Here is a 20,510-nt window from a genome sequence, read left to right on the forward strand (position 1 = left end):
CTCGGGCTGCCGGACATCGTCAACCTCAGCCCGGCCGCCGATTCGGGTTCGCTGTTCGCGGACCTCATCAACGACGACGGGCTGCTGAGGAGCCTGCTGGAGTACGTCGGCCCCGGGCGACGGTTCCGGCTCATCCCGCACACCACCACACCCGACCTGTGGGCCTTCGCCGATCTCCTGCGGCGGAAGTACGGCGTCATCGCCGAACTGCCAGAGAGCTGTCGCGATCAGGCCCTGCGCGATCTGCTGGACACCAAGAGCGGATTGCGGACACTGGTCGCCGAGGCCGGTCTGACCCGCACCGCGTGCACCGTGCCACGCGGCCGGCACTGCGCCGATCGCGACGAGGCACTGGCCGCCGTCGATGAGTTGCTGAGCGACGGAACACCGTGCATCGTCAAGGCCGACAAGGGTGAGGCCGGCGTCGGACTGCTGATCTTCCGGCCCGGGGATGACACGAGCAGCATCGTCCAGACCCTCAAGGAGAGCACCTTCTACGGCGAGGACCCCATCGTCGTCGAGGAGTACATCGACCGCGCCGACAGCAGCGACCGCCGGCCCATCGCCTTCCCCTCGGTGGAATACGTGGTCCCCGACGACCCGTCCCACGAGCCCGTGCTCACCCACGTCTGTGACATGCTCTTCGACGGCGCGACCGTGCTCCGCGGCAACGTCACCACCGCGTCCCTGAGCGAGACCGCATGGTACGAGCCCTTCGTCGCGGGAAGCAGAAAAGTCGCCCAGGAACTCCAACGCCGCGGCTACCGGGGGCACTTCGGGATCGACGCCGTCGCCAGGGGCGGGGAGGTGTTCATGCTGGACCTCAACGCCCGGCGCACCGGCTCCACCCATGTGCACGACTTCGGCGTACGGTTCCTTGGCCCCGACTATCTCAAGCGCCGCACCGTGGGCAACTACGACTTCTACGGCCTGCCCAAGGACAGCACCCTCACCGACGTGCTGGAGCGGCTGGGCCCCTTGGTCCGCTCACCGGGACAGTCCGACAGCGGCGTCGTGCCCTGCGAGCTGACCGGGCTGGCCACCGGGCGGCTCAGCTGCCTGATTCACGCGCCGTCACTGGCGGCATTCCACGACCTGGTCCAACGGGTCCATGCCACCCTCCCCCGAGATTGAGAACCCCGTGACCACAGGCACGACGAGGGCACAAGGCAACCGCTGGCTGATCCTGGCGGTGGTGGCGGGCTGCTTCCTGCCGGTGGCGGCCGACGCGACCATCCTGAACGTGGCCGTACCCTCCCTGACGGAGACGCTGGGGGCATCGGCACACAACGTGCTGTGGATCGCCGACATCTACCCGTTGATGATGGTGGGTCTGGTGCTGGTCACCGGGCCGCTCGGCGATCGCATCGGACACAAACGGCTCATGCTGACCGGCCTTGTCGTCTTCGGGGCCGCCTCCGCCGCCTGCGCACTGTCCCTCTCCCCGACCGCCCTGATCGGCGCGCGGGCGGCGCTGGCCACCGGCGCCTCCCTGATCATCCCAGCTACTCTGGCCATCATCCGGCAGGTCTTCGATGACGCCCGCGAACGTGCCATCGCCATCGGCGTGTGGAGCGCGGTCGCCGCGGGCGGCGCCGCGATCGGCCCCGTGGCAGGCGGCCTGATCCTTGAACACTTCTGGTGGGGAGCAGTCTTCCTCATCAACCTCCCGCTCGCCGCCGCGGCGATCATCCTGGTCTCCGTCCTGCTCACCAACCACCCAGCCCAGCACAAGGAGCCCTGGGAGCCCCTTTCCCCCCTCCTCGGCATCACCGGCGTCATCGGCGTGGTCTACGCAGTCAAGTCCCTGGCCCACCGCGGAACCCCCCTGTGGGAGGCATGGCTTCCCGGCCTGGCCGGTCTCGCGGCGCTCACCTGGTTCACCCGGCGCCAACTCACCTCCACCCACCCCATGCTGGACCTGTCCCTCTTCCGTGCACGGTCCTTCCGCGTGGGGACGGTGGCGGCCACCGTCCCCGTCCTGGTGCTGGTCGGCTTCGAACTGCAGCTCGCCCAGGACCTCCAGTTCGTGCACGGCATGTCCCCCAAGGAAGCGGGCCTCTTTCTCCTGCCGATGCCCCTGGCCACCTTCGCCGCCGGACCGCTCGCCGGCCTGCTCGTCTCCCGCCACGGCCTGCGCGTCGTGATCCCCGTCGGTCTGACCGTGGCCGCCCTCGGTTACGCCGGCATCGCCGCCTCCGCCGACCGGCCCGCCTCGCTGATCCTCACCACGTCACTGATACTGATCGGCGCGGGCCACGGAGCCGTCCAGACCGTCGCCTCCGACGCCATCATGACCGGCGCCCCGCCCCACCAGGCAGGCGCCGCGGCCTCCGTCGAATCCGTCTCCTACGAAGTCGGCGCCGGTCTCGGCATCGCCCTGCTCGGCAGCCTCATGGCAGGCCTCTACACCAGCAACTTCACCCCCTCCACAACCGTCGCCGCCCAGATCCCGCCCACCGCGTCGGACTCCATCGGCGAGGCCCTGGCCGCGACCGAGAAACTGCCCGGCCCCGCCGCCCAGGCTGTGACCTCCGCCGCGCGTGACGCCTTCACAGCGGGATATCGCATTACGGCCATCGTGGCGGCCGCAGTCGTCACAGCCGTCGCCGTGGGCACCGCCGTAGCCATGCACCGAGGCCGGCCCCGGCCCCCCGAGCCGGCCTCAGAACAACCGGACCAACAACCGGCGGTTGACGTGCCCCGAGCCTGATGGACGCCGGTGGTTCGTTGACGGCGGGCAGATCGGGAGTACGCCGGGGTGGGGGATTTCGCCTGCTGTAAGAGAGCCGCAGTCCCCAAACGTGCACCCCGCCCGCGCCCTCCTCAGCGGCGCCACCTCCTGAACAACCACCCGCCGACTGCGTCCGGGGCAGACCACCCTCCCCCCAACAGGGCGCCTCCGAAGGGCCATACCTTCATCTCCCGCACAGCATCACTTCTAGGAGTTGCCCTACGACCAACTCCCTTTCATGTTCGGGACACAACACAGCTTCATGCGGCGCCACAGCTTGAACGTCGGCACGGGCGACAGGAGCCAGCGCGTGAGGCGTACGCCCTCGATGTGCTTGTCGGCGGTGATGTCCGCGAGCCGGCCCACCGCGTGCCACGCCGCCTCCACGGCGACCACGAACAGAGCCGGGATGACGGCGTGCACGCCTACGCCCAGCGGGTCCGGCCAGGCAGCCGCGCCGTTGAAGGCGATCGTCGCCGCCGTCAGGAGCCACGCCGTATGGCGCAGCAGCGGAAAGGGAATGCGGATCCACGTCAGGAGGAGGTCGAGCGCCAGCAGGACGCAGATGCCCGCGTCGATGCCGATCGGGAAGACCGCCGAGAAGCCGCCGAAGCCCTTCTTCCCGGCAAGCTCGCGCACGGCCGCGTACGACCCCACGAAACCGATACCGGCGATGACCACCGCGCCCGCGACCACCACACCAATCAGGACCTGCGGCGTCCGGCCCACAACCAACGGCTCCCCCAGCCCAGCCGCACTGCGCCTACGGTGATCACAACAGTTTCCGCGCCGAACTCTCGGACGCTCACCTGCCGTTCGCGATGGCCCTCAAGCGTGGCCATGGCACCTGGCAGTACAAAGACGCCTTCCGGCCCGTGGACGCCGCCCGCGAACTGGCCTGGCACGCCCCGACCGGCCGGGCGACTGGCAGCCCCTCACCCGCGCCTTCCGCGACGGACACACCTCCATCTGGTGGGCCGCCGACGCCCAGCTGGGCTGGTGGGCCCCCGACGGCGTGGTCCGGCTGGTGGTGGCCACCACCGACCCGGCCACCCTGCCCGAAACCTCCACCTGGTACCTGGCCACCAACCTGCCCCGGCCCGGCTCACCCCGCCAGGCGCACAGCCCGCATCCGGCCGCCGACCTCACCGAAGTGGTACGCCTCTACGGACTGCGGCACTGGGCCGAGCAGAGCTACAAGCAGGCCAAGGACGAACTCGGCTGGGCCGACTTCCAGGTCCGCTCAGACACCGCCATCCGCCGCCACCAGAGCCTGGTCAACTGCGCGTTCAGCTTCTGCTGGAACACCTGGTTCACCCCCGACCCGCCCACCGACGAACACGAGTCGGCCCCCGCCCAAGAGAGGGGGCACACCCTCGCCCCACTGGCCCCAGACCGCCTGCTGGCCCCAGGCCATCCGCGCCGTCCGTGGCTGGCTGACGCCCTGGGCCACGCTGCAACGCTACTGGCGAGCCTGGACGACCAGGCCCCCGCCCGCCGAACTCCAGGCCCTGCTCGACACCGTCGGCACCGGCAGACCTCTTGATCTCTACCGCCCGGTCTAACAAACCACCGCGTTCATGAGTCCTCGTCGGTTCGCTGACGGGGGCTCTGTCTTTGTGGGGTGACGGTTTTCCGGTGGTGGGGCAGGGTGAGGGTCCGGTTGTCGCATCGGGTGGGCGCCGGGTTCCACTCTCCGGAGGTGGTGCGGTTGTTGGGACGGTCGAAGTAGCTGGTCAGCCGGGGTTCGGCAGGGCCTGAAGCCGGTCGATTGCCTGGGTGATGGTATCGGTCCAGGGCCATCGGGCGGTGAAGCGGAGCCAGCGACGGCGGCCGGTGTTCACGAGCCGGGCGGCGGCGGAGAACAGGTGGAGCCGGAGTCGTTTGGGTTCCCAGCGGCGGGTGTCACCGGTGAGCGCGAGCATCGGCATCCAGGCAAGCAGGTCGAGCGCGATGGAGACGATCTCGAGCCAGATCCGGTTCTGGGCGGTGTCGTGGAGGGGCAGGTGGCGCAGGCCGGTGTCGCGGGCGTTTCGGATCCGGTCCTCGCAGCGGGCCCGCCTTCGGTGACGCGACGGGCCATGGGGATCGTGGATCGCGGTCAGCAGCCGTACGCCGTCCTCGCCCGTCTGCTCCATGTACTGCATGCGCGGGCCTTCGCCGCGCCGCAGCCGGTAGTCCTCGATGCGCCGCTGGTAGCGGTCGAACCAGTCGGCCGGCACCGTCGCAAGCAGCCAGTCCGGCGCCGCCACAGCCAGCACGTTCAGGGCGGCGCGCAGGTGTTCCGCGGTGTTCTCCAGCCGGTTCAGCCGTCGCACCGCGGCCAGGACATGGGTGGAATCGGTGCGCTGGCCGCCCGGCCGCACCAGCAGGCCACACCTCCTACCGCGTGCAAGACGGATCCCTCATCCAGAGCATCGACTTCGACAAGAACACCACTGTCCCCGTTGTTGCCGACCCGTTGTGGAGCAGCGCGTGGACCAAGTGTCAGGCCTCTGTCGTCGTCGCGTTGTTCCCGGCAGCCAAGGCCTACAAAGCGATCAAGGCCCTCGGCGGCGCCAAGGCAACGGCACGGCTCCTGGGGGGAGCGCGCACCAAGGGCGACTTCATTCGCTACGCCAAGAAGGCAGGCAAGAACGGCGCGGTCCAGATCCTCGGCATCGCCGGGGTGCAGAGTTACTGCTTCGGCTGAAGAGCAGCCCAGCAGACCCCACGTTCGCCTAGATCGGAGTACGCCCCGTGGTCAGCAAGAACAAGCCGCCCATTGTTGTCCTGCATGATCTCGAGAATGTCCGATCGGAGATCAACGCCGCGCTGGAGACAGCCGGCGACAACCAGCGGCCCGGACTCCAAGCAGCCCTGGACATCCTGAACCGCCATGCCCCGACACCGGCGACCAGCGCATCCGACGATGGGTCCGCAGGACCCTCTCCGAAGCCGGCATGGAACCAGACGAGCACGTGCGCGCCGTGAAGGCCCTGCGCGATCCGGTCCCTGGGCACGGGCTCATCGCCGCAAACGACCTGGTGAAGTCGGCGCTCCCACACTGACCCACCCCGGGCCCGCGCGGACGAAGGGACCCGATGACGGGCTCGTCGGTGGACCGTTCGGTTTCCTGAGTGCCTGCCTGTTGGAAACGATCGCACGACTGGACGACCCGCTGGCGCGACGCGCAGAACATATCTGAAGGGCTGGCCGCTGCCCCAGAAGCGCATTGAGGGCCCGCACCGCACTCGGTGTGCGGACCCTTAGCTGATCTGTGACGCACCGTGAGGCTTGCCTAGAGCGCCCGGCGCCGACGCCAGGGTCCGGTGCACCCCGCAGGATGCCCCCTGTTGCCGCTGATCCTTCGGCCACAGAGCCCGGTCGACCAGCGCCCGCACCGGCCCGTCTGCCGTGTCCAGCCCCCGCGCGTCGCCATGCCCCTTGGACTGCGCGGTTCCACGTGTCAACGCCCGGTTACTGACAGACTCGTCGCCATAGAAGGGAGACCCATGGGCTTCGGATTTCGCGTCGGTGTGCCCGGCATGAGCGTGCGTGTCTCGGCCCGAGGGGTCCGAGCATCCATCGGGCCGAGGATGGCCAGGGTGAATGTGGGTGGTGGGCGGACCACCCTCTCGTCCGGGATGGGCCCGTTCTACGCCTCCAGCGCTCTTGGCAGCGGGCGCCGCACCAGTACGAGTCGCACGACGCGCTCCGGCTCACGTCCGCGATCCGCCGCGCCTTCGGGTGAGCAGCTGGAACGGGCTCGCCAGCAGGCCGAGCGGGCCAAGCAGGAGGCGGAACGCGACGCGGCCATCGCGCATTTACGGGAGGTACGTCGGCAGATGACCAGCCTGCATCTGCAGTCCTTCTCCCCCGTGCTCCCACCGGTCGTGCCTGGGCCCCCACAACTCGGGTTGCCATGGGCCCTGGCCGAAGCGAAGACATTCCACCTAGCAGGTCTCGGCGTGTTCGCGCGCGCTGAGCGCACCGAGGCGAAACAACAGGCAGAGCAGGATGCGCCGGGCTACCTGGCCGCTGAGCTCTCCAGGTTGCAGGGCGTCCACGGCGAGTTGACGACCGAAGCACATCAGTGGTGGCAGTCCCTCCTCGCGAACGACGAGGTGACCGTGTGCGAGACGGTCAACTATGCCTTCTCCGACAACCCCGCGGCAGGCTGTGCGGTCGGGGTCAACGGCTCCGTCATGTCGGTGGTGATGCGGCAGCACGACATCGACTCGCTGCCCGATCAGACCCCGGACCTCACCTCCGGCGGGCGACCCACGCTGAAGACGCTGACCAAGCGGGACCGAACCCTATGGTGGCTCACGTCCATGGGGTCCAACGTCATCGCCACTCTCAAGGAGGGCTTTGCAGTCGCCCCTGGGATCACCGCGATCGACCTTGCGGTGATCACCCGCATGCCGGACACACAGCGGCTGGCGTTCGTCGCGTACGGCCGGTGGACCCGCCCGGCCATCGAGTCAGGTCCCTGGCGGCAACCGGAGGACGCACTGCGCTTCCTGGACATCGGCCAGGACGTCGCCTGCGCCGTCGCCACGACCGCCTCCGGCAACCTGTCGAGCACCATCAAGCCGCTGGACATCAGCCGGCTGCCCGGTCTGCAGAGCCTGCTCGACCACGCCCGGGACGAGGCCGCCTCGGTCGACTCCACGCTGGCCGGTCTGGACGGCGACCTGCGGGCCAACGTCCCCGCCACCCCCCATGTGCCTGCCTCGGACCACTACCGGATCCGTACGTTCGCCGAGTGGAAGACACAGGCATCCTCTACGGTCCAGCCGCCTGCGCTCGGCGAGCCCGTGCCCGCTGTCCCGACGGCACTCACGCCAGGGCAGAACCTCACGCTGCCCGATGAGGCATGGGAAGGACTGACCATCGCGTTCAGGTTCGGCGGTGCAGATGCCGACCTCTCTCTGTTCCTCACCGACGCGCAGAGCCGGGTCGCTTGTGACACAGACTTCGTCTTCTACAACCAGCCGTCCGCCGCCCAAGGGGCCGCCAGGCTACTGGGCAAGCAGAACGATGGCGCACATACCGTCGAACGCGCCGCCGTCCACCTCACAGCTCTACCCGAGCGTGTCCAGCGTATGACGATCGCGATCAACATGGACGTCGACACCGGCCTGACGTGCGGCTCCCTCACCCACGCTGAACTGTCCATCGACTGCGCCACGGCCACCTGGACCTTCCAGCCCTCAGCCGACCCCGCCATCCGCGCAATGGTCGTCGCGGAGCTCTACCGGCACAGACCCGCCAACGGCCGCCCAGTGTGGAAGCTCCGCGCAGTCGCACAGGGTTGGGCCGATGGACTTGACGGCTTGGCCAGTGCCCACGGAATTGACGTGGGATAGCCCACCGAGGGTAGGCCGGCCCAGGACAGAAGCTTCCAAGGTCCAGAAGTACGACAGCGCATCGCCCCGTTGATGGCCCTGCCCTCCTACCGCCCTGTAAGCAACGGGGGTCCACAGCTTCGACTGGCCACCGGCAGGGGTTCTGCTCCGACTGGCTCCGTACCCTGTCCGCACAACCGGTAGCGAGCCCTGCAGATCCGCGGCCGCCCGGGCCAGTTCCTGCGCCGGACGACTGGACCCCGCCGCCGCGCGAGGAACCGAAGCCGGCGCAGTGCCACGGGGCGCAACCCGCACGACCCTGCGGTGGCGTGCAATCGCCACGGTCACCTGCGCGTCCGCGTGGTGGCCCGGGAGACCTCCGCCCGCGCTGACGCGGGCCTGGTGCCGTCCTCGCAGAAGTACGCCCTGGACAGCTGCGACGTCGAGCCCGAACGGCTCCGAAAAGACGCACTCGCAATAACGATACCGAGGGGGAAAGTCACAGGGGGGACATATCAGTCTGCATGTGGGCACATAGTTCGCACGATAAGGAGGTGAAGCCCTGTGGGGTCGGTATAGGCAGCACAGGCGGGTGCAGTGGTCCATCAATTGCCGACTATCTCATCTTCCGCTGACGGGAGATAGGGTGCCAGAGGGCGGGAGTGGGGCGCCGCGAAATGTGGGGGATGTGTGGGCCAGTGGCGCCTTATTCGAGTAATAGGCGTGTCAGATTGATGCGGTGATTGATGGAATCAACACGGGCTCCGATTCCTACGGCGGGTTGCCGCGCGTGCAAGTACAGCAATTCCCCGGCGAGTAGGTGCTGACGGTGGCGACGCTGGACAGTCAGGGAACATCGAAAGAATTGGGAAGCACTCCTATTCTAGGCTGACTGACATTCTGCGCGTGGGAGGCAAGCCGGTGCCGGCATCAACCCCGGGCTGATAGTCAAACAGTCTCGGAGCAACAGTAAGGTGATGCCGCCATGACCATTACGGCACAATGGGTTCGCCAGCAGTTCAGCAACGGCACGTTCACGCTGACTGGGGCTCTTCTCGGTCTGGGAGATTCGACCGACTATCTCTTCAGCGATGCATGTCTTGGATCAAGTTGGACTGTCGAGATCGATCATCATAATGACGATGCTTTAGTGGCGTGGGGCGCCGCTTCCGTGAAGGCAGCGACGCATAGCGTGGAAGTGCAGTTTCTGGAGGCTTCGCCAGACGCGTCTGGCGATACCCCTATTACTGGAATTGCCGTTTACGTCGACCTCGATGAGGATTGGAGATCCACCCTCTTCCCAAATCTTAACGTCGACACCCTCGAGCCATTCGGTTTCACGAATCCAGAAGCTGCACTGATCGTGGACCCCGACCAAGCCGACGACTTTCCGTATATCGAGGGTGCTGCCCGATACGGCCCACTGGTAGAAGCGTCACAGATACCGCGACGATTCTGCGTACGGCAATCAAGCCCAGGCTATCTCGACCTGTACTCTCGCCTGAATGTTCAACAATCCTACACCGACTTCAACGGCTTGATGCAATCTCTCCCTTTCGTTGGCTTGCTGCCCTCCGTTGAAATCCCATCGGGAATAGAAAGCATAATTGGAGGTTTGAATCTCAACTTATCCTATGCTCGGGTGACACTCCAGGAAGATGGAGGCCTCCCCGTAGGTGGGAGCATTTCCATAGAAATTGGCGATCTCAATCATGAAGTAACAATCATTCAGGGACTCTTCACCGCAACTGCAGTCGACCTCAGCCTCGATTTGATGGGGATCGAATTCCTGATAGGAGCAAAATATACCGGCAAGATCGGCCAAACGGATGCCACGGTCTCGGGAGTATATGCCAAGGACGGACAAATGCGCCTTCTGGGGGGTGTAAAGTCCGTCACGCTGGATTCAACCGTCCATGAATGGCTCAACAGTGCTGTGGGTGCAGACATAGCGCAGATCCTGAGTGGCACAACGATAGAGTCGATGACTGTCGAGATCAATATGTCTCCCTCAGAAGCCGCTGTTCTTTCTGCGGGCCTTGAGGTCGCTATCCCAATTCCAGGGGATCAGGGGGACGCCTATCTGTCACTGAAGGCGATCAAACAAGGACAAGACACCGCTGCCATAGCGGGGGCACTCGAATTTCCAATGCCCACCGACGAGAATCCCGGCCAGAGCATCATCTTCCAAGGGTCCGTTTCCAAAGCTTCTGACGACCTAACTTTCTCTCTCGCCTGGGAGGCCGACGACACCTTCGAGATGCGGATAGCCGACCTCTTTCATCTTCTCGGAGTCGGTGAAAACATAGACGTACCGTTCGGTGATATCGGCCTTTCCAGCCTTGCCTGCTTGTACCTCCCGAAGGCACAGCTTCTCGCCTTTGGCGTGAATCTGCCACCGCTTCAGATTGTCTTCGCCAGACTGGGTACTACGTGATCAGAAGTTGACCAGACGCATATCAGTGAACCCAGAATAATTCGGGATTCGAATCGAAAAGGACTCAGTCATGAATACTGACACGCAGTCGGCCATGAGTGACAATCGATACTTCCGCACATCTTGTTACCGGCAAGTCGGAACAACAAATCTCATCCCAGCGCTGGAGTCGATGACCAGAGGAAACGTAAGCGCATGGAAGCTCATGGACGTAAGCAACGCGGCCTACTACACCCGCGCACCCTTTTTCGGTTCATCGTTCAGCTTCTCAAAGAATATCGCTTCGTACAATGCCGCCAAGGATCCCCTAAGCCCCGATATTGACCGGTTACTCCGCGAGGTGCCGATCACGATCAGGCATTACACCAACGGCGATAAACCCTCGGGGCCGCCTAGCTTTGCCTGGGTCCTGTCAAACTGGGACCTTACGGTGAACCGTGCCCGCGAAAACCTGCCCCCCATTGGTGTCACCAACAGTAATTGCTGGTGCTATTTCGGAAATCAGCATTTTGTATTCTCTACTATTGCCGTTCATGATCAACCTACATACAGAAGCGCCCTTTCAATTAAATCCAAATGGTATACCGTCATCCCTGCGAGCAATATTGTAGATTGCTGGTGCTCACCCGACTTTTATCTCCACTTCGTGCCACAGAAGCCTCGAACCGCAGATCAGGCTAATGACCTAATAAGTCAGAAATGGGCGACTACAGATCTGGCGGGAAGGGTCACCCCTCCTCTCCTCAGGGCAAGCGGGACCAATGCAAGGAGGGCCATAATTTCGGCCGTACTAACGGACTATAAGGTTAAGTACGGTGGCAGCTACCTCACCAAGGCGATCAGTGATGGTAATTCATTAATTCAAGGAGAAAGTAACTCAGCAGGTAAAGTTCTCGCCGTTAATATCTCGAAGCACTTTTCGGGAAAGCTGGAAATAAAGATTCCCGTACCGTGGCCGGTTGGCCGCGCAGGCAACGGTTGGCTGCCTAATCCAAAAATGCAATTTTGACGGGCAGGCAGAAAGGAAAATGCCCAGTCTATTCGAATGTTGTTGAGTGCCAATCTCACGGTCCGACGCGGAATATGGTCACGCCTACCGGGGGGCGGCGGCGGTACGACGGCCCGCATGAGATGGATGAACTCGGGGCGGCTCGCAGCACCCGTACCCGACGGCTGCCGGCGTCGCCACCACCACTGCCGAACGCGTTCACGCCCCGGCGCCACTCTGCAGGCCCGCCTCGACCACGTCGCTGCCCCTGTCCGACAACGCGCCGAACGGAGCAACCGGCGCCTGCACCAACGCCGGGGTAACCTGCACCTCGTCGTAAACGATCTACCATCAGCGTCGTGGCGCCACCCCGGAACGGTCCGGCTGGTGCTGGCCTCTGGCGACCATGGGGACTGACACCGCTCAACTCCGCTGCGCCAGCGCGGGCCCAAAGGCCTTCAGCGCGAAGAACCATCCGCGGATTCCTATGAGCAGCCCGCTCCTTGCGGCCACGCCCGGCATGAGTCGAGCCACGATCCCGCCGACGCCACACATCTACAACGGCCTGGCCCCACACTCCAACTACCCGCCACCGCAGCGCCACCAGCGACCCGTGCAGGAATTCATCGAGACCGACGCCGCGGTCCACAGCGGCACGGACCGGGTGAGCACACCGAGGCGCGTACGGCACAGATCAGGGCGACGTCGAAAGGACCTGGAGCGACCGAGAGAGAGGCCAGCCTCATTGAGCCGCTGGCCCGGTAGAGCCCCAGGCCATCCGCACGCTTGCCCCCGGTCACGTACCGCGCCCAGTACGTGGGCGAGACGGACCTCGACGGCGGTTCTTCGCCAGCGTGTGTCTGACGGTTGCGGCTGCCCCAGGCGCTGTGCCCTCGTTCACCTGGATTTCCCGGCGAGCCTTTTGATCTGCCTGTTATAGGGGCAAAGGGTTCGGGTACCAGTCATCAACTGGCATTGCGTTGGGAATCTTTATTTCCAGTTCCTGGAAATATTCTTGGATCTGGACAGCGAGTTTCCTGCCTCGCGAGTTCGGGTTTCTTGCATCGGCAAGGTCATTGCCGGCGCTTATCACCTCTTGAACATAGTCGCCACCAAGAGATTCCTTGGTGTCGCGAAGAATAGTCGAAAGCGCGGCCGAAATTATATTGGTTGCTTTGGCCCTGAACAGAGGAGGGCAGACCGGCCCCGCTAGTCCGTCGCCCCATTCCTCCGCTATTTTAGCTTTAGCCTGCTTCGCTGTAGTGATCGTCGCGTCAAAAAGACTGAGGAAATCGGCCGAGCACCAGCAGTAATCAATAGAACCTTCGTCTATCACCGTGTACCAGGCACATTCTAGCGGCATGATCCTGTATGCAGGCTGATCATGGATTGCGAGAGTAGAGAACACGAACTTCTGATTGCCGAACCAGCACCAGTCTTCGACCCCCGTGTTCCCGTTACCTCTGTAGTCAATCCTATTCGCCAGGTCCCAGGATGAGAGGATCTGGGTGAAACTAGGCTTCTTTGACGGCCCCAGGTCGCCGTTGGTGTAGTGCCTGATGGTGATGGGAACTTGGTCACGTACAGCCTTGATATCGTTTTTGAACGGATCGCGGTCGGCGTCATATTTCACACACGCCCCCTCGAAAAGGAAGGGCGAATCCAGCAGAAACCTGTAATCGTAGTAGTTGTCATTGCTTACCTTCATAATCCCCCATGCGCTATCCGTTTTCCTTGTCTTCTTCAGTATGGGTACGAGATTATCTAACCTAGTCGTACGATCGCTACAGGCTGTCTTGAATTCGCTCTTAAAACTCATGGCTGATTCCTTATTTCATTCGAGTCTGACGTGATTCGACCGGCGTTCACCGTCGGTGCATTCTTCGTCGTCACGTAACTCCCAGGTTCACAACGGTGATCTGAAGAGGAGGCAGGTTCACGCCCAGGACGAGAAGCTTCTGACTTGGGCGGTAAACAGCACCAAGGCTGGATAGGGAGATATCCCCGAACGGTATGTCTACGTTTTCATTGACTCCGAGAAGGTGAAAGAGGTCGGCTATGGAGGCCTTAAAGTTCTGGTCACCCTCCCAGGCGAGAGAGAACGTGAGACCGTCGGATGCCCGGGTGACGGATCCTTGAAAGACGATATTCTGCCCAGGATATCTGACCGTAGGCATGGGAATTTCGAGCGCCCCCCTCACCGTAACGGATTCCTTGCTAATTGCCGTCAGTGATAGATAGGCATTCCCGTGATCCCCTGGGATCGGAATTTCGACCACGAAGCCCGCAGTGAGAGCAGCCGCTCCCGAAGGCGGAACGTTGGTTTCTACGAACATCGTCTCCACTGTTGGGCCGGAAAGGATCTGCCCTATGTCTGCACCGACGGCACTATTGAGCCACTCATGGATACTTCCGTCCAAGGCGACGTCCTTCACCGATCCCAGGAGGCGTATCTGACCGCTGCTGGCGTACATTCCCGAGACAGTGGCCTCGGTCTCGCCGATCCTTCCCGTATATTCCGCACCTATCAGGAACTCGGATCCCATTAACTCGAGGGTGATATTGAGTGCGTGGGCGGTGAAGAGTTCCGGAATTATTTCTGCGTCATGACCAAGCTCACCAATCTCTACGGCAACGCTAGCCCCTACAATGCTCTCGCTATCCTGCTGGAGTGTCACCTGGACATAGGATAGATAGAGAGGCAGGCTCCCGATAAGGCTCTGCAGTTCTGGCGGCACGTCAACGGAGGAAGGAAGTTTGGCGGCGAAAGGCAACGAACTGATCAGGTCGTTAAAGTCGGTGTGGCGTTGCTGGCTGCCCAGGCGCGAGTAGATGTCGAGATATCCTGCGCCGGAGTCCTCTACGCAGAAGCGTTGCGGTACACGTTCCACCGGTTGGCCAAACTGGGCTGCACCCTCAATGTAGGGATATTCATAAGGGTGTTCAGGGTCCACGATCAGGGCAGCCTCGGGATGCTGGAAGCCGAACGGCCTGAGGGCGTCGGTGTTAAGGTCTGGAAAGATGCTGGATTCCCAATCCCCGTCGAGGTCGACATAGACAGCAATGCCAGCAATATTGGGCTCCCCTTGCGAAGCCCCCAAAAAATGCACCTCAACATTGCGTTTCACCCCTTTCACAAGAGCTGTGCCCCAACCCACTAAAGCATCGGGATCACTCTGGTCGATCTCGACAGCCCAACTCGTACCAAGACAGTCATCACTGAAAAGGATATTTGTCGGACTGCCGAGGCCGATAAGAGAAGCAGTCAGCGTGAATCCGCCGCTGACGAAGTGATCGCGAACCCAGTCGATCGAAATGGTCATATCGGCTCATCGCCTCGCTGTTGGACGTCCGTGTCGGACGCGGGTGAACCTGTGAACTCGGCGTACCTATCGCGTTCAAGCGTCACCGAGCGCCAGGCCGATCCGCAATGTGAGTGAATCCTCAAGACTGGATCATTGGACGCGTCGGCCAGATGGCGCCCACCCTCCGATCATTGTCAATCTCGTGCTGCTATTCAGCGATCTCCTCAGAGGGGTTCGCTCACCAGAACAAATGATTCGCCCTGCCTGTCCACCGTCGCCGTCAGCGACAGCTGTTCCCCGAGGAATTGCTGGACTGGAAGATGAGGCAACCCGCTGTCGGAGATCTGGTTAAATTCATCAATTGCGGCATTAATCTGACCCACCTGCTCTCCCGACAAGGCATTATTTGCCCACACCACTCCCACGCTCTGCACCGCTACATCCTCGTCCTCCGACACCCCACCCCCCACCAACGGAAGCTGAGAGAGACGACAATCGATCACTGCATCCACCTGCGCCACCCATAGCGACCCCATAACACACCTCACCAGTCCAATCGCGGGAACTACGTGCTTACACCTCACCTAATATGTGCAGGCACCATCGCTGTCCCTCTGCGTTTCTGCCAGCGAATCGGTTTCCTGTAAGGGACCACAAAGGAACGGTGCAACTCCTGATCATGAAGTTGCGCTGATGACCAGTGACATCACGCCTGGGGGCGAGGGACCTCAGAGGTAGCCGTCCCACCGTCGGCGAGGGAGCTCTCCTGCAGCAGCTCATGAAGCGACTTCTGGAGTTGCCGCTGCGCAGGAAGATGTGTGTCGCTCTGGCGCCAGGTCACCGGTGCCCTGGCGCCGGCCCGAAGACGCAGCGCGAAATACCCCGTTACGCCTCGTCGATCTGAGAGGGCACGACAGGAGCACAAACGGCGGATGGCCGGCGACGTGCTGGCCGACGGAGCTGTGCCGTTCCCCCGGCCCGGTGATGAGTGGTCCGCCGACGAGTGTCGCCGTGAGGCTCGTGCCCACGGTCGGCAATCAGAGTGATCATGACCTCCAACCCCGACCAGGAGAAGTTTGTGCCCCCCTTACGCATCTTCCTCGCCGAAGCCCTCGGCACCGCGATCCTGATCATCGGCGGGGTGGGAACCGCGGTATTCGACGCCGACCGCGCTGGCGTGCTCGGCGTCGCGCTCGCCTTCGGCCTCAGCCTGCAGGCGGCGGCGTACCTGATCGGCCCGATCTCCGGCTGCCACATCAACCCCGCCATCACCGCGGCCATGGTCGCCATCCGCAAGACCGACGTCCGGCTGCTGCCCGCCTACCTAGGCGGGCAAGTCGTTGGAGGCCTGCTCGGTGCGTTGCTGATCTGGTCCATCGGCCAGGGCAAGGCCGACTTCACCGCCGTGGACCAAAACGGCACATCCACCAGCGTCTCCGTCAGCGAGGCCGGCTTCGCCTCCAACGGCTACGGCGCCCACTCCCCCGACCACTACAACCTCGCCACCATCATCCTTGCGGAAGTCGTGGCCACCGCCGGAGACGGATTAACGTGCCCTCGACGACGGGCAGTTCACTCTCATGGCCGATCCATGCGAACCACTGCTGCCACCGAGGAGGGAGCCGGTCCCCGGAACGTGTCTCGGCCTTGCCGTAGCGGGCCGTGTCGTCCACCGTGCCTGTACGAACACCTCACTGTGCGCGAGCAGCTGGCACTGTTGGCAGCATGGTGGGGAGTGCGCACGGCAGGACTCGTGGATCGGGTGGAGGCGCTGAGAATGACGGGCCGCCATGGTGTCCTGGTCGGCGAGCTGTCTCTCGGGCAGCGCAAGAAACTGGGCTTCGTCCGTGCAACAGCACACGAACCCCAACTGGTCCTCCTGGCCGAACCGTTCAACGGCCTCTGCTCAGCTGCCGAAACGGCGGTGCGAGCCCAGCTCAAGCGCTGGAAGGCGCCAAGAGCGAACCCTCGTCCTGGTCTCCCACACGACCAGGTCCGTAGCCGAACTGCTCGACCGGCATGATCCTTCGCTCGCGGCCGATGGAGAAGACGTGATGTTGGTCCCCCGCAACTCCGAGTCAGGCACCGGGCCGGTGTTGGGACGCGCGCTGCGGATTCTCGGGGCATTCACCGCGAAGTGCCCCGAGATGACGTTGAGTGAGTTGTCCCGGAGATCCGGGCTACCGGTATCGACCGTTCACCGGATGCTCGGCGACCTCATCGCCTGGGGAGCATTGGAGCGCGACGCCAAGGGGAGCTATCGAATCGGCCTGCGCCTGTGGGAGGTTGCCTCCCTCGCGCCGCGTGGACAGGGAATGCGCGAGCGGGCCCTTCCGTTCCTGGAAGATCTCTCCCAGATCACCCACGAGAACGTGCAACTCGCGGTGCGCGAAAGCACAGAGGTCGTCTTCGTCGAGCGCATCGCCGGGTCCGGTGCGGTGCCGGTGCTGACGCGTGTGGGCGGGCGTTTCGCCCTCCCTGCCACCGGCGTCGGTCTGGTGCTGCTCGCGCACGCCCCTGTCGAGGTCCAGGAGCAGGCGCTCGCGGGCCCCCTCCAGCGTTTCACGCCAGATACGGTCACCGACCCGCGTGCGGTGCGGCGGATGCTGGCCGAGGTGCGGGCCAATGGCTATGCGGTCAGCGACCGCCAGGTCACGATGGACGCGTTGTCCGTCGCAGCCCCGGTGTACCGCGGCGACACGGTGATCGCCTCGGTATCGCTGGTGGTACGTCATGGCAGCACGTCCGTGCATGGGTTGGCCCGGCTCGTCTGTACAAGCGCCCGGGCGATCTCACGCGCCATGAGTACGCTGCAGGTCTGAATCGTGCCGTCCCGGCCGGTCTGAGCCTCAGTACCTGTCCAAGCCGTTGGGGCCGGCCCCCCACTCAGGGCCGAACGTCTCGCCACGGCGGCGTGGGCGAAGTCGCACAGGTTTCCCGGCATCCGGAAAGCCCTCTGGTGGGCCGGGAACGCTGCCCCCCACGATGGCACCACCGGGAGCCGCCCGGGCAACGCCGGACCCGCGCGCCGGAGTGACCACCCACGACCTCGGTGTCGGCACCAGAGAGCAGCCCTGGTTGTGCCGCTCGCTCACCTGACGGCATTGCCCGGTATCGGCCTCTCTGCGCTGACGAGAGGCCGATGGCCGGGGCCAGCCGCCGCGGCCAGCCCCGGCCGCCGACACCACGCGCGCACGCAATAGGCCCCTCCGAAGGGAACGATCATGACTGCTTTGGCACGCAATCAGTGGTACATCGCCGCCTACGGCCGAGAGGTCGGGCGCGAGCTGCTCGGGCGTACCGTTCTCGGCGAGCCGATCCTGCTGTACCGCACGGAGGCCGGCCAACCGGTGGCGCTGTCCGAGCGTTGTGTGCACCGGCGCTTCCCGCTGTCGCAGGCACCGAGCCGCCTGGACGGCGACCGGGTGGTGTGCGGCTACCACGGCTTCGCCTACGGCACCGACGGCGGCTGCCTCTTCGTGCCAGGCCAACAGCGCATCCCGCGCACCGCACGACTGAAGTCCTATCCGGTAGTCGAGCAGGACTCCTTCGTGTGGGTGTGGATCGGCGACGGCGAGCCCGGGGCCGCCCTCCCGCCCCGCGCTCCGTGGATGGACTCGCCCGGCTACACCGTGGTGTCGGGCATGGAGCCGATCGACGGCAACTACGGTCTGCTCGTCGACAACCTCATGGATCTATCGCACGAAACATACCTGCACGGTGGCTACATCGGCACTCCGGAGGTGGCCCAGACCCCCATCGCCACCGAGGTCGACGACAACGCCGGCATTGTCTACGTCAGCCGCCACATGGACGACGCGCAGTGCCCTCCGTTCTACGCCAAGTCCACAGGTATCAAGGGCCGCATCAGCCGCTGGCAGGACATCGAATACCACGCGCCCTGTCTGTACTTGCTCCACTCGCGCATCGCACCCGTGGACGCACCAGGACCGAATCCGGATGGCAGCGACCCGCACGCCTTCCACGTAGAGGTCGTCTACGGCATCACCCCCGCAACAGAGAAGACGACGTACGACTTCTGGGCCGTGGCCCGCGACTTCGCCCTCGACGACCAGAACGTCACCGAATTCCTGCGCGGCAACAACCACACGGTGGTCATGCAGGACGTCGTGGCCCTCAATGTGCTCCAGACGGCGCTGGACACCGAGCCGGCCGGCTACCAGGAGCTGAGCATCAACATCGACACGGGCGGACTCGCCGCCCGCCGCACGCTCGCCCGCCTGGCCCAGCAGGGCGCCACGCCGCAGGCCCAGCCGGCAGCACGATGACTCAGCTGCACCCACCTGCCCTCGCGAGCGAGAACGTCTACCGCATCCACTGGAAGCTGGGCACCGACCGGCTGCTGGCCGTCTGTCACTGCGGAGCACAACGGGAGTTCGAGGACCCGGTGGGGCTGTGGGACTGGCTGCTGGGCCATCCCGAGGACCACTGCCCCGGGCCGGCCTCCCAGTCCAGTTCTTCCTGCGCCCCCAGCCTTCACCGGGGGTCCTCGCCCGAAGCTGCCCCCGGCCCGGAGAGAAGATCACCATGACCATCACGCCCCTTGCACCCACCGGGGACGACCTCGACCTGACACTGCTACGCAAGGAGCCCCTCGCCGAGGACATCGTCCGGCTCAGCCTGGCCCATCCCTCCGGTGCGCAGCTGCCCGCGTGGAGTCCGGGCGCCCACATCGACCTGGTGCTTGGCCCCGGCCTGGTACGGCAGTACTCACTGTGCGGCGACCCGGAGGACACCTCCCTCCTCCAAGTGGCCGTGCTGCGCGAGCCAGAAAGCCAAGGCGGTTCCCAGTACGTACACGACACGCTGGCCGAGGGCGACACGGTCCGGGTGGGCGGCCCCCGCAACCACTTCCAACTGGCCCACTCCCCCCGCTACCTGTTCGTCGCCGGCGGCATCGGCATCACCCCGCTCCTGCCGATGATCGCCGCCGCCGAGCAGCAAGGGGCCGACTGGCGGCTGGTGTATGGCGGGCGCAGCGGCGCCAGCATGGCCTTCGCCGGGCAGCTGGCCAAGGCCCATCCCCGCCGGGTGAAGCTATGTCCCCAGGATGAGACCGGCCTCCTCGATCTGGACGCGCTGCTCACCAGCCCGGCCAGCGACACCCTCGTCTACTGCTGCGGTCCCGAGCCGCTGCTCGACGCGATGGAGCGGAAAACGGCCTCCTGGCCGGACGGTGCGCTGCACATCGAACGGTTCGCGCCGAAGTCCCGGGCGGCCCAGACCCCTTCGGCCTCCTTTGAGGTCGAACTCTCCCGGAGCGGCATCACCGTGACCGTCTCGCCGGACCAGACCGTCCTGCAGAGCGTCGAGGAGGCGGGCGTGCAGGTCCTGACCTCGTGCCAGGAGGGCACCTGTGGCACGTGCGAAACGGCGGTCCTGGACGGGGTGGTGGACCACCGCGACTCCCTCCTCACGCCCGCAGAACAGGCAGGCAACGACACAATGTTCATCTGCGTATCGCGCGCCGCCTGCCCGCGCCTTGTCCTTGACCTGTGACCCAGACGAATACACCGGGGCCTGGCCGGTCTCTGCTGCGTGACCGGGCCATGGGGCTTCTGGCTCACGGCGAGGAGTTGCGTACGGCATGTATCGCAGAGGCTGGTCATGGCCGCGCGCGGTCCTGCGGCGTCTGCGCGTGCATTGCTGGAAGACACCGGCATGCGGGGCGGCTTCGGCCAGGGCGCCGCAT

Annotated in this window: 16 protein-coding genes and 3 pseudogenes; 13 read left to right on the forward strand and 6 right to left on the reverse strand. The window is 64.5% G+C overall.

All coding sequences use genetic code 11. From position 1 onward, the window contains the following. The coding region (locus OG302_RS43025; RefSeq protein WP_371750495.1) for a hypothetical protein at positions 1-1,134 on the forward strand (1,134 nt) is incomplete at its 5' end. Between the two features lie 7 nt (positions 1,135-1,141). Then, the gene (locus OG302_RS43030; protein WP_371750496.1) at positions 1,142-2,713 is read left to right on the forward strand and encodes an MFS transporter; all 1,572 of its coding nucleotides are present in this window, start codon (positions 1,142-1,144) and stop codon (positions 2,711-2,713) included. Between the two features lie 276 nt (positions 2,714-2,989). On the opposite strand, the pseudogene OG302_RS43035 reads toward OG302_RS43030, so the two are convergent. Then, positions 2,990-3,481, reverse strand: a pseudogene (locus tag OG302_RS43035) (DUF2637 domain-containing protein); the annotation flags it as partial. 268 nt (positions 3,482-3,749) lie between these two features. Here OG302_RS43035 and OG302_RS43040 point away from each other — a divergent pair. Beyond that, positions 3,750-4,280 (forward strand): hypothetical protein, encoded by a 531-nt coding sequence (locus tag OG302_RS43040; protein ID WP_371750497.1) that lies wholly within the window; start codon positions 3,750-3,752, stop codon positions 4,278-4,280. Between the two features lie 190 nt (positions 4,281-4,470). Here the strand turns inward: OG302_RS43040 and OG302_RS43045 are convergent. Together OG302_RS43045 and OG302_RS43050 are read right to left on the reverse strand one after the other, a co-directional pair. Further along, a pseudogene (locus OG302_RS43045) lies at positions 4,471-4,806 on the reverse strand (transposase); the annotation flags it as partial. A gap of 155 nt (positions 4,807-4,961) precedes the next feature. Further along, a pseudogene (locus tag OG302_RS43050) lies at positions 4,962-5,136 on the reverse strand (IS5/IS1182 family transposase); the annotation flags it as partial. On the opposite strand from OG302_RS43050, the gene OG302_RS43055 reads away from it, so the two are divergent. From OG302_RS43055 to OG302_RS43075, 5 genes are all read left to right on the forward strand, one after another. Continuing rightward, positions 5,124-5,426: a hypothetical protein gene (locus OG302_RS43055; protein WP_371750498.1), complete on the forward strand. Its 303-nt coding sequence runs from the start codon at positions 5,124-5,126 to the stop codon at positions 5,424-5,426. The pseudogene OG302_RS43050 and the gene OG302_RS43055 sit on opposite strands and share 13 nt — an antisense overlap. A 47-nt stretch (positions 5,427-5,473) precedes the next feature. Then, positions 5,474-5,707: a hypothetical protein gene (locus tag OG302_RS43060; RefSeq protein ID WP_371750499.1), complete on the forward strand. Its 234-nt coding sequence runs from the start codon at positions 5,474-5,476 to the stop codon at positions 5,705-5,707. An 854-nt stretch (positions 5,708-6,561) separates the two neighbouring features. Continuing rightward, positions 6,562-8,088 carry a TerD family protein gene (locus tag OG302_RS43065; protein ID WP_371750500.1) on the forward strand — a complete coding sequence of 509 codons (1,527 nt, stop codon included), beginning with the start codon at positions 6,562-6,564 and terminating at the stop codon, positions 8,086-8,088. A gap of 964 nt (positions 8,089-9,052) precedes the next feature. Then, a complete protein-coding gene (locus tag OG302_RS43070; RefSeq protein WP_371750501.1) occupies positions 9,053-10,504 on the forward strand; it encodes a hypothetical protein in 1,452 nt (483 codons plus the stop codon). Between the two features lie 70 nt (positions 10,505-10,574). After that, entirely contained in the window at positions 10,575-11,513 is a 939-nt protein-coding gene (locus OG302_RS43075) for a hypothetical protein (protein WP_371750502.1), read from the forward strand. A 913-nt stretch (positions 11,514-12,426) separates the two neighbouring features. Here OG302_RS43075 and OG302_RS43080 read toward each other — a convergent pair. From OG302_RS43080 to OG302_RS43090, 3 genes are all read right to left on the reverse strand, one after another. Then, positions 12,427-13,311, reverse strand: coding sequence for a hypothetical protein (locus OG302_RS43080; protein WP_371750503.1), 885 nt, complete (start codon positions 13,309-13,311; stop codon positions 12,427-12,429). 70 nt (positions 13,312-13,381) lie between these two features. Then, on the reverse strand, positions 13,382-14,815 hold the full coding sequence (locus tag OG302_RS43085; protein WP_371750504.1) for a hypothetical protein: 1,434 nt from the start codon (positions 14,813-14,815) through the stop codon (positions 13,382-13,384). 206 nt (positions 14,816-15,021) lie between these two features. Further along, on the reverse strand, positions 15,022-15,318 hold the full coding sequence (locus OG302_RS43090) for a hypothetical protein (RefSeq protein WP_371750505.1): 297 nt from the start codon (positions 15,316-15,318) through the stop codon (positions 15,022-15,024). A gap of 527 nt (positions 15,319-15,845) precedes the next feature. Here OG302_RS43090 and OG302_RS43095 point away from each other — a divergent pair. The 5 genes from OG302_RS43095 (at position 15,846) to OG302_RS43115 (ending at position 20,317) form a co-directional block, all read left to right on the forward strand. Further along, positions 15,846-16,820 carry an aquaporin gene (locus OG302_RS43095; RefSeq protein ID WP_371750506.1) on the forward strand — a complete coding sequence of 325 codons (975 nt, stop codon included), beginning with the start codon at positions 15,846-15,848 and terminating at the stop codon, positions 16,818-16,820. A 31-nt stretch (positions 16,821-16,851) separates the two neighbouring features. Next, positions 16,852-17,619: an IclR family transcriptional regulator gene (locus OG302_RS43100; protein ID WP_371750516.1), complete on the forward strand. Its 768-nt coding sequence runs from the start codon at positions 16,852-16,854 to the stop codon at positions 17,617-17,619. Between the two features lie 402 nt (positions 17,620-18,021). Continuing rightward, complete coding sequence (locus OG302_RS43105) at positions 18,022-19,086, forward strand: Rieske 2Fe-2S domain-containing protein (RefSeq protein WP_371750507.1); 1,065 nt, start codon at positions 18,022-18,024, stop codon at positions 19,084-19,086. Beyond that, positions 19,083-19,349, forward strand: coding sequence for a hypothetical protein (locus tag OG302_RS43110; protein ID WP_371750508.1), 267 nt, complete (start codon positions 19,083-19,085; stop codon positions 19,347-19,349). The genes OG302_RS43105 and OG302_RS43110 overlap by 4 nt, the downstream gene beginning before the upstream one ends. After that, positions 19,346-20,317 carry a 2Fe-2S iron-sulfur cluster-binding protein gene (locus OG302_RS43115; RefSeq protein ID WP_371750509.1) on the forward strand — a complete coding sequence of 324 codons (972 nt, stop codon included), beginning with the start codon at positions 19,346-19,348 and terminating at the stop codon, positions 20,315-20,317. The genes OG302_RS43110 and OG302_RS43115 overlap by 4 nt, the downstream gene beginning before the upstream one ends. The last annotated feature ends 193 nt before the right edge of the window (positions 20,318-20,510 follow it).

The sequence above is a fragment of the Streptomyces sp. NBC_01283 genome (assembly GCF_041435335.1).
GTDB lineage: Bacteria > Actinomycetota > Actinomycetes > Streptomycetales > Streptomycetaceae > Streptomyces.

Excerpts from the sequence above, each read along its gene's own strand:
- OG302_RS43065 (WP_371750500.1), top strand. The coding sequence starts at position 6,562 with ATGACCAGCCTGCATCTGCAGTCCTTCTCCCCCGTGCTCCCACCGGTC.
- OG302_RS43070 (WP_371750501.1), top strand. The coding sequence starts at position 9,053 with ATGACCATTACGGCACAATGGGTTCGCCAGCAGTTCAGCAACGGCACG.
- OG302_RS43075 (WP_371750502.1), top strand. The coding sequence starts at position 10,575 with ATGAATACTGACACGCAGTCGGCCATGAGTGACAATCGATACTTCCGC.
- OG302_RS43080 (WP_371750503.1), bottom strand. The coding sequence starts at position 13,311 with ATGAGTTTTAAGAGCGAATTCAAGACAGCCTGTAGCGATCGTACGACT.
- OG302_RS43085 (WP_371750504.1), bottom strand. The coding sequence starts at position 14,815 with ATGACCATTTCGATCGACTGGGTTCGCGATCACTTCGTCAGCGGCGGA.
- OG302_RS43095 (WP_371750506.1), top strand. The coding sequence starts at position 15,846 with ATGACCTCCAACCCCGACCAGGAGAAGTTTGTGCCCCCCTTACGCATC.
- OG302_RS43100 (WP_371750516.1), top strand. The coding sequence starts at position 16,852 with ATGTTGGTCCCCCGCAACTCCGAGTCAGGCACCGGGCCGGTGTTGGGA.
- OG302_RS43105 (WP_371750507.1), top strand. The coding sequence starts at position 18,022 with ATGACTGCTTTGGCACGCAATCAGTGGTACATCGCCGCCTACGGCCGA.
- OG302_RS43110 (WP_371750508.1), top strand. The coding sequence starts at position 19,083 with ATGACTCAGCTGCACCCACCTGCCCTCGCGAGCGAGAACGTCTACCGC.
- OG302_RS43115 (WP_371750509.1), top strand. The coding sequence starts at position 19,346 with ATGACCATCACGCCCCTTGCACCCACCGGGGACGACCTCGACCTGACA.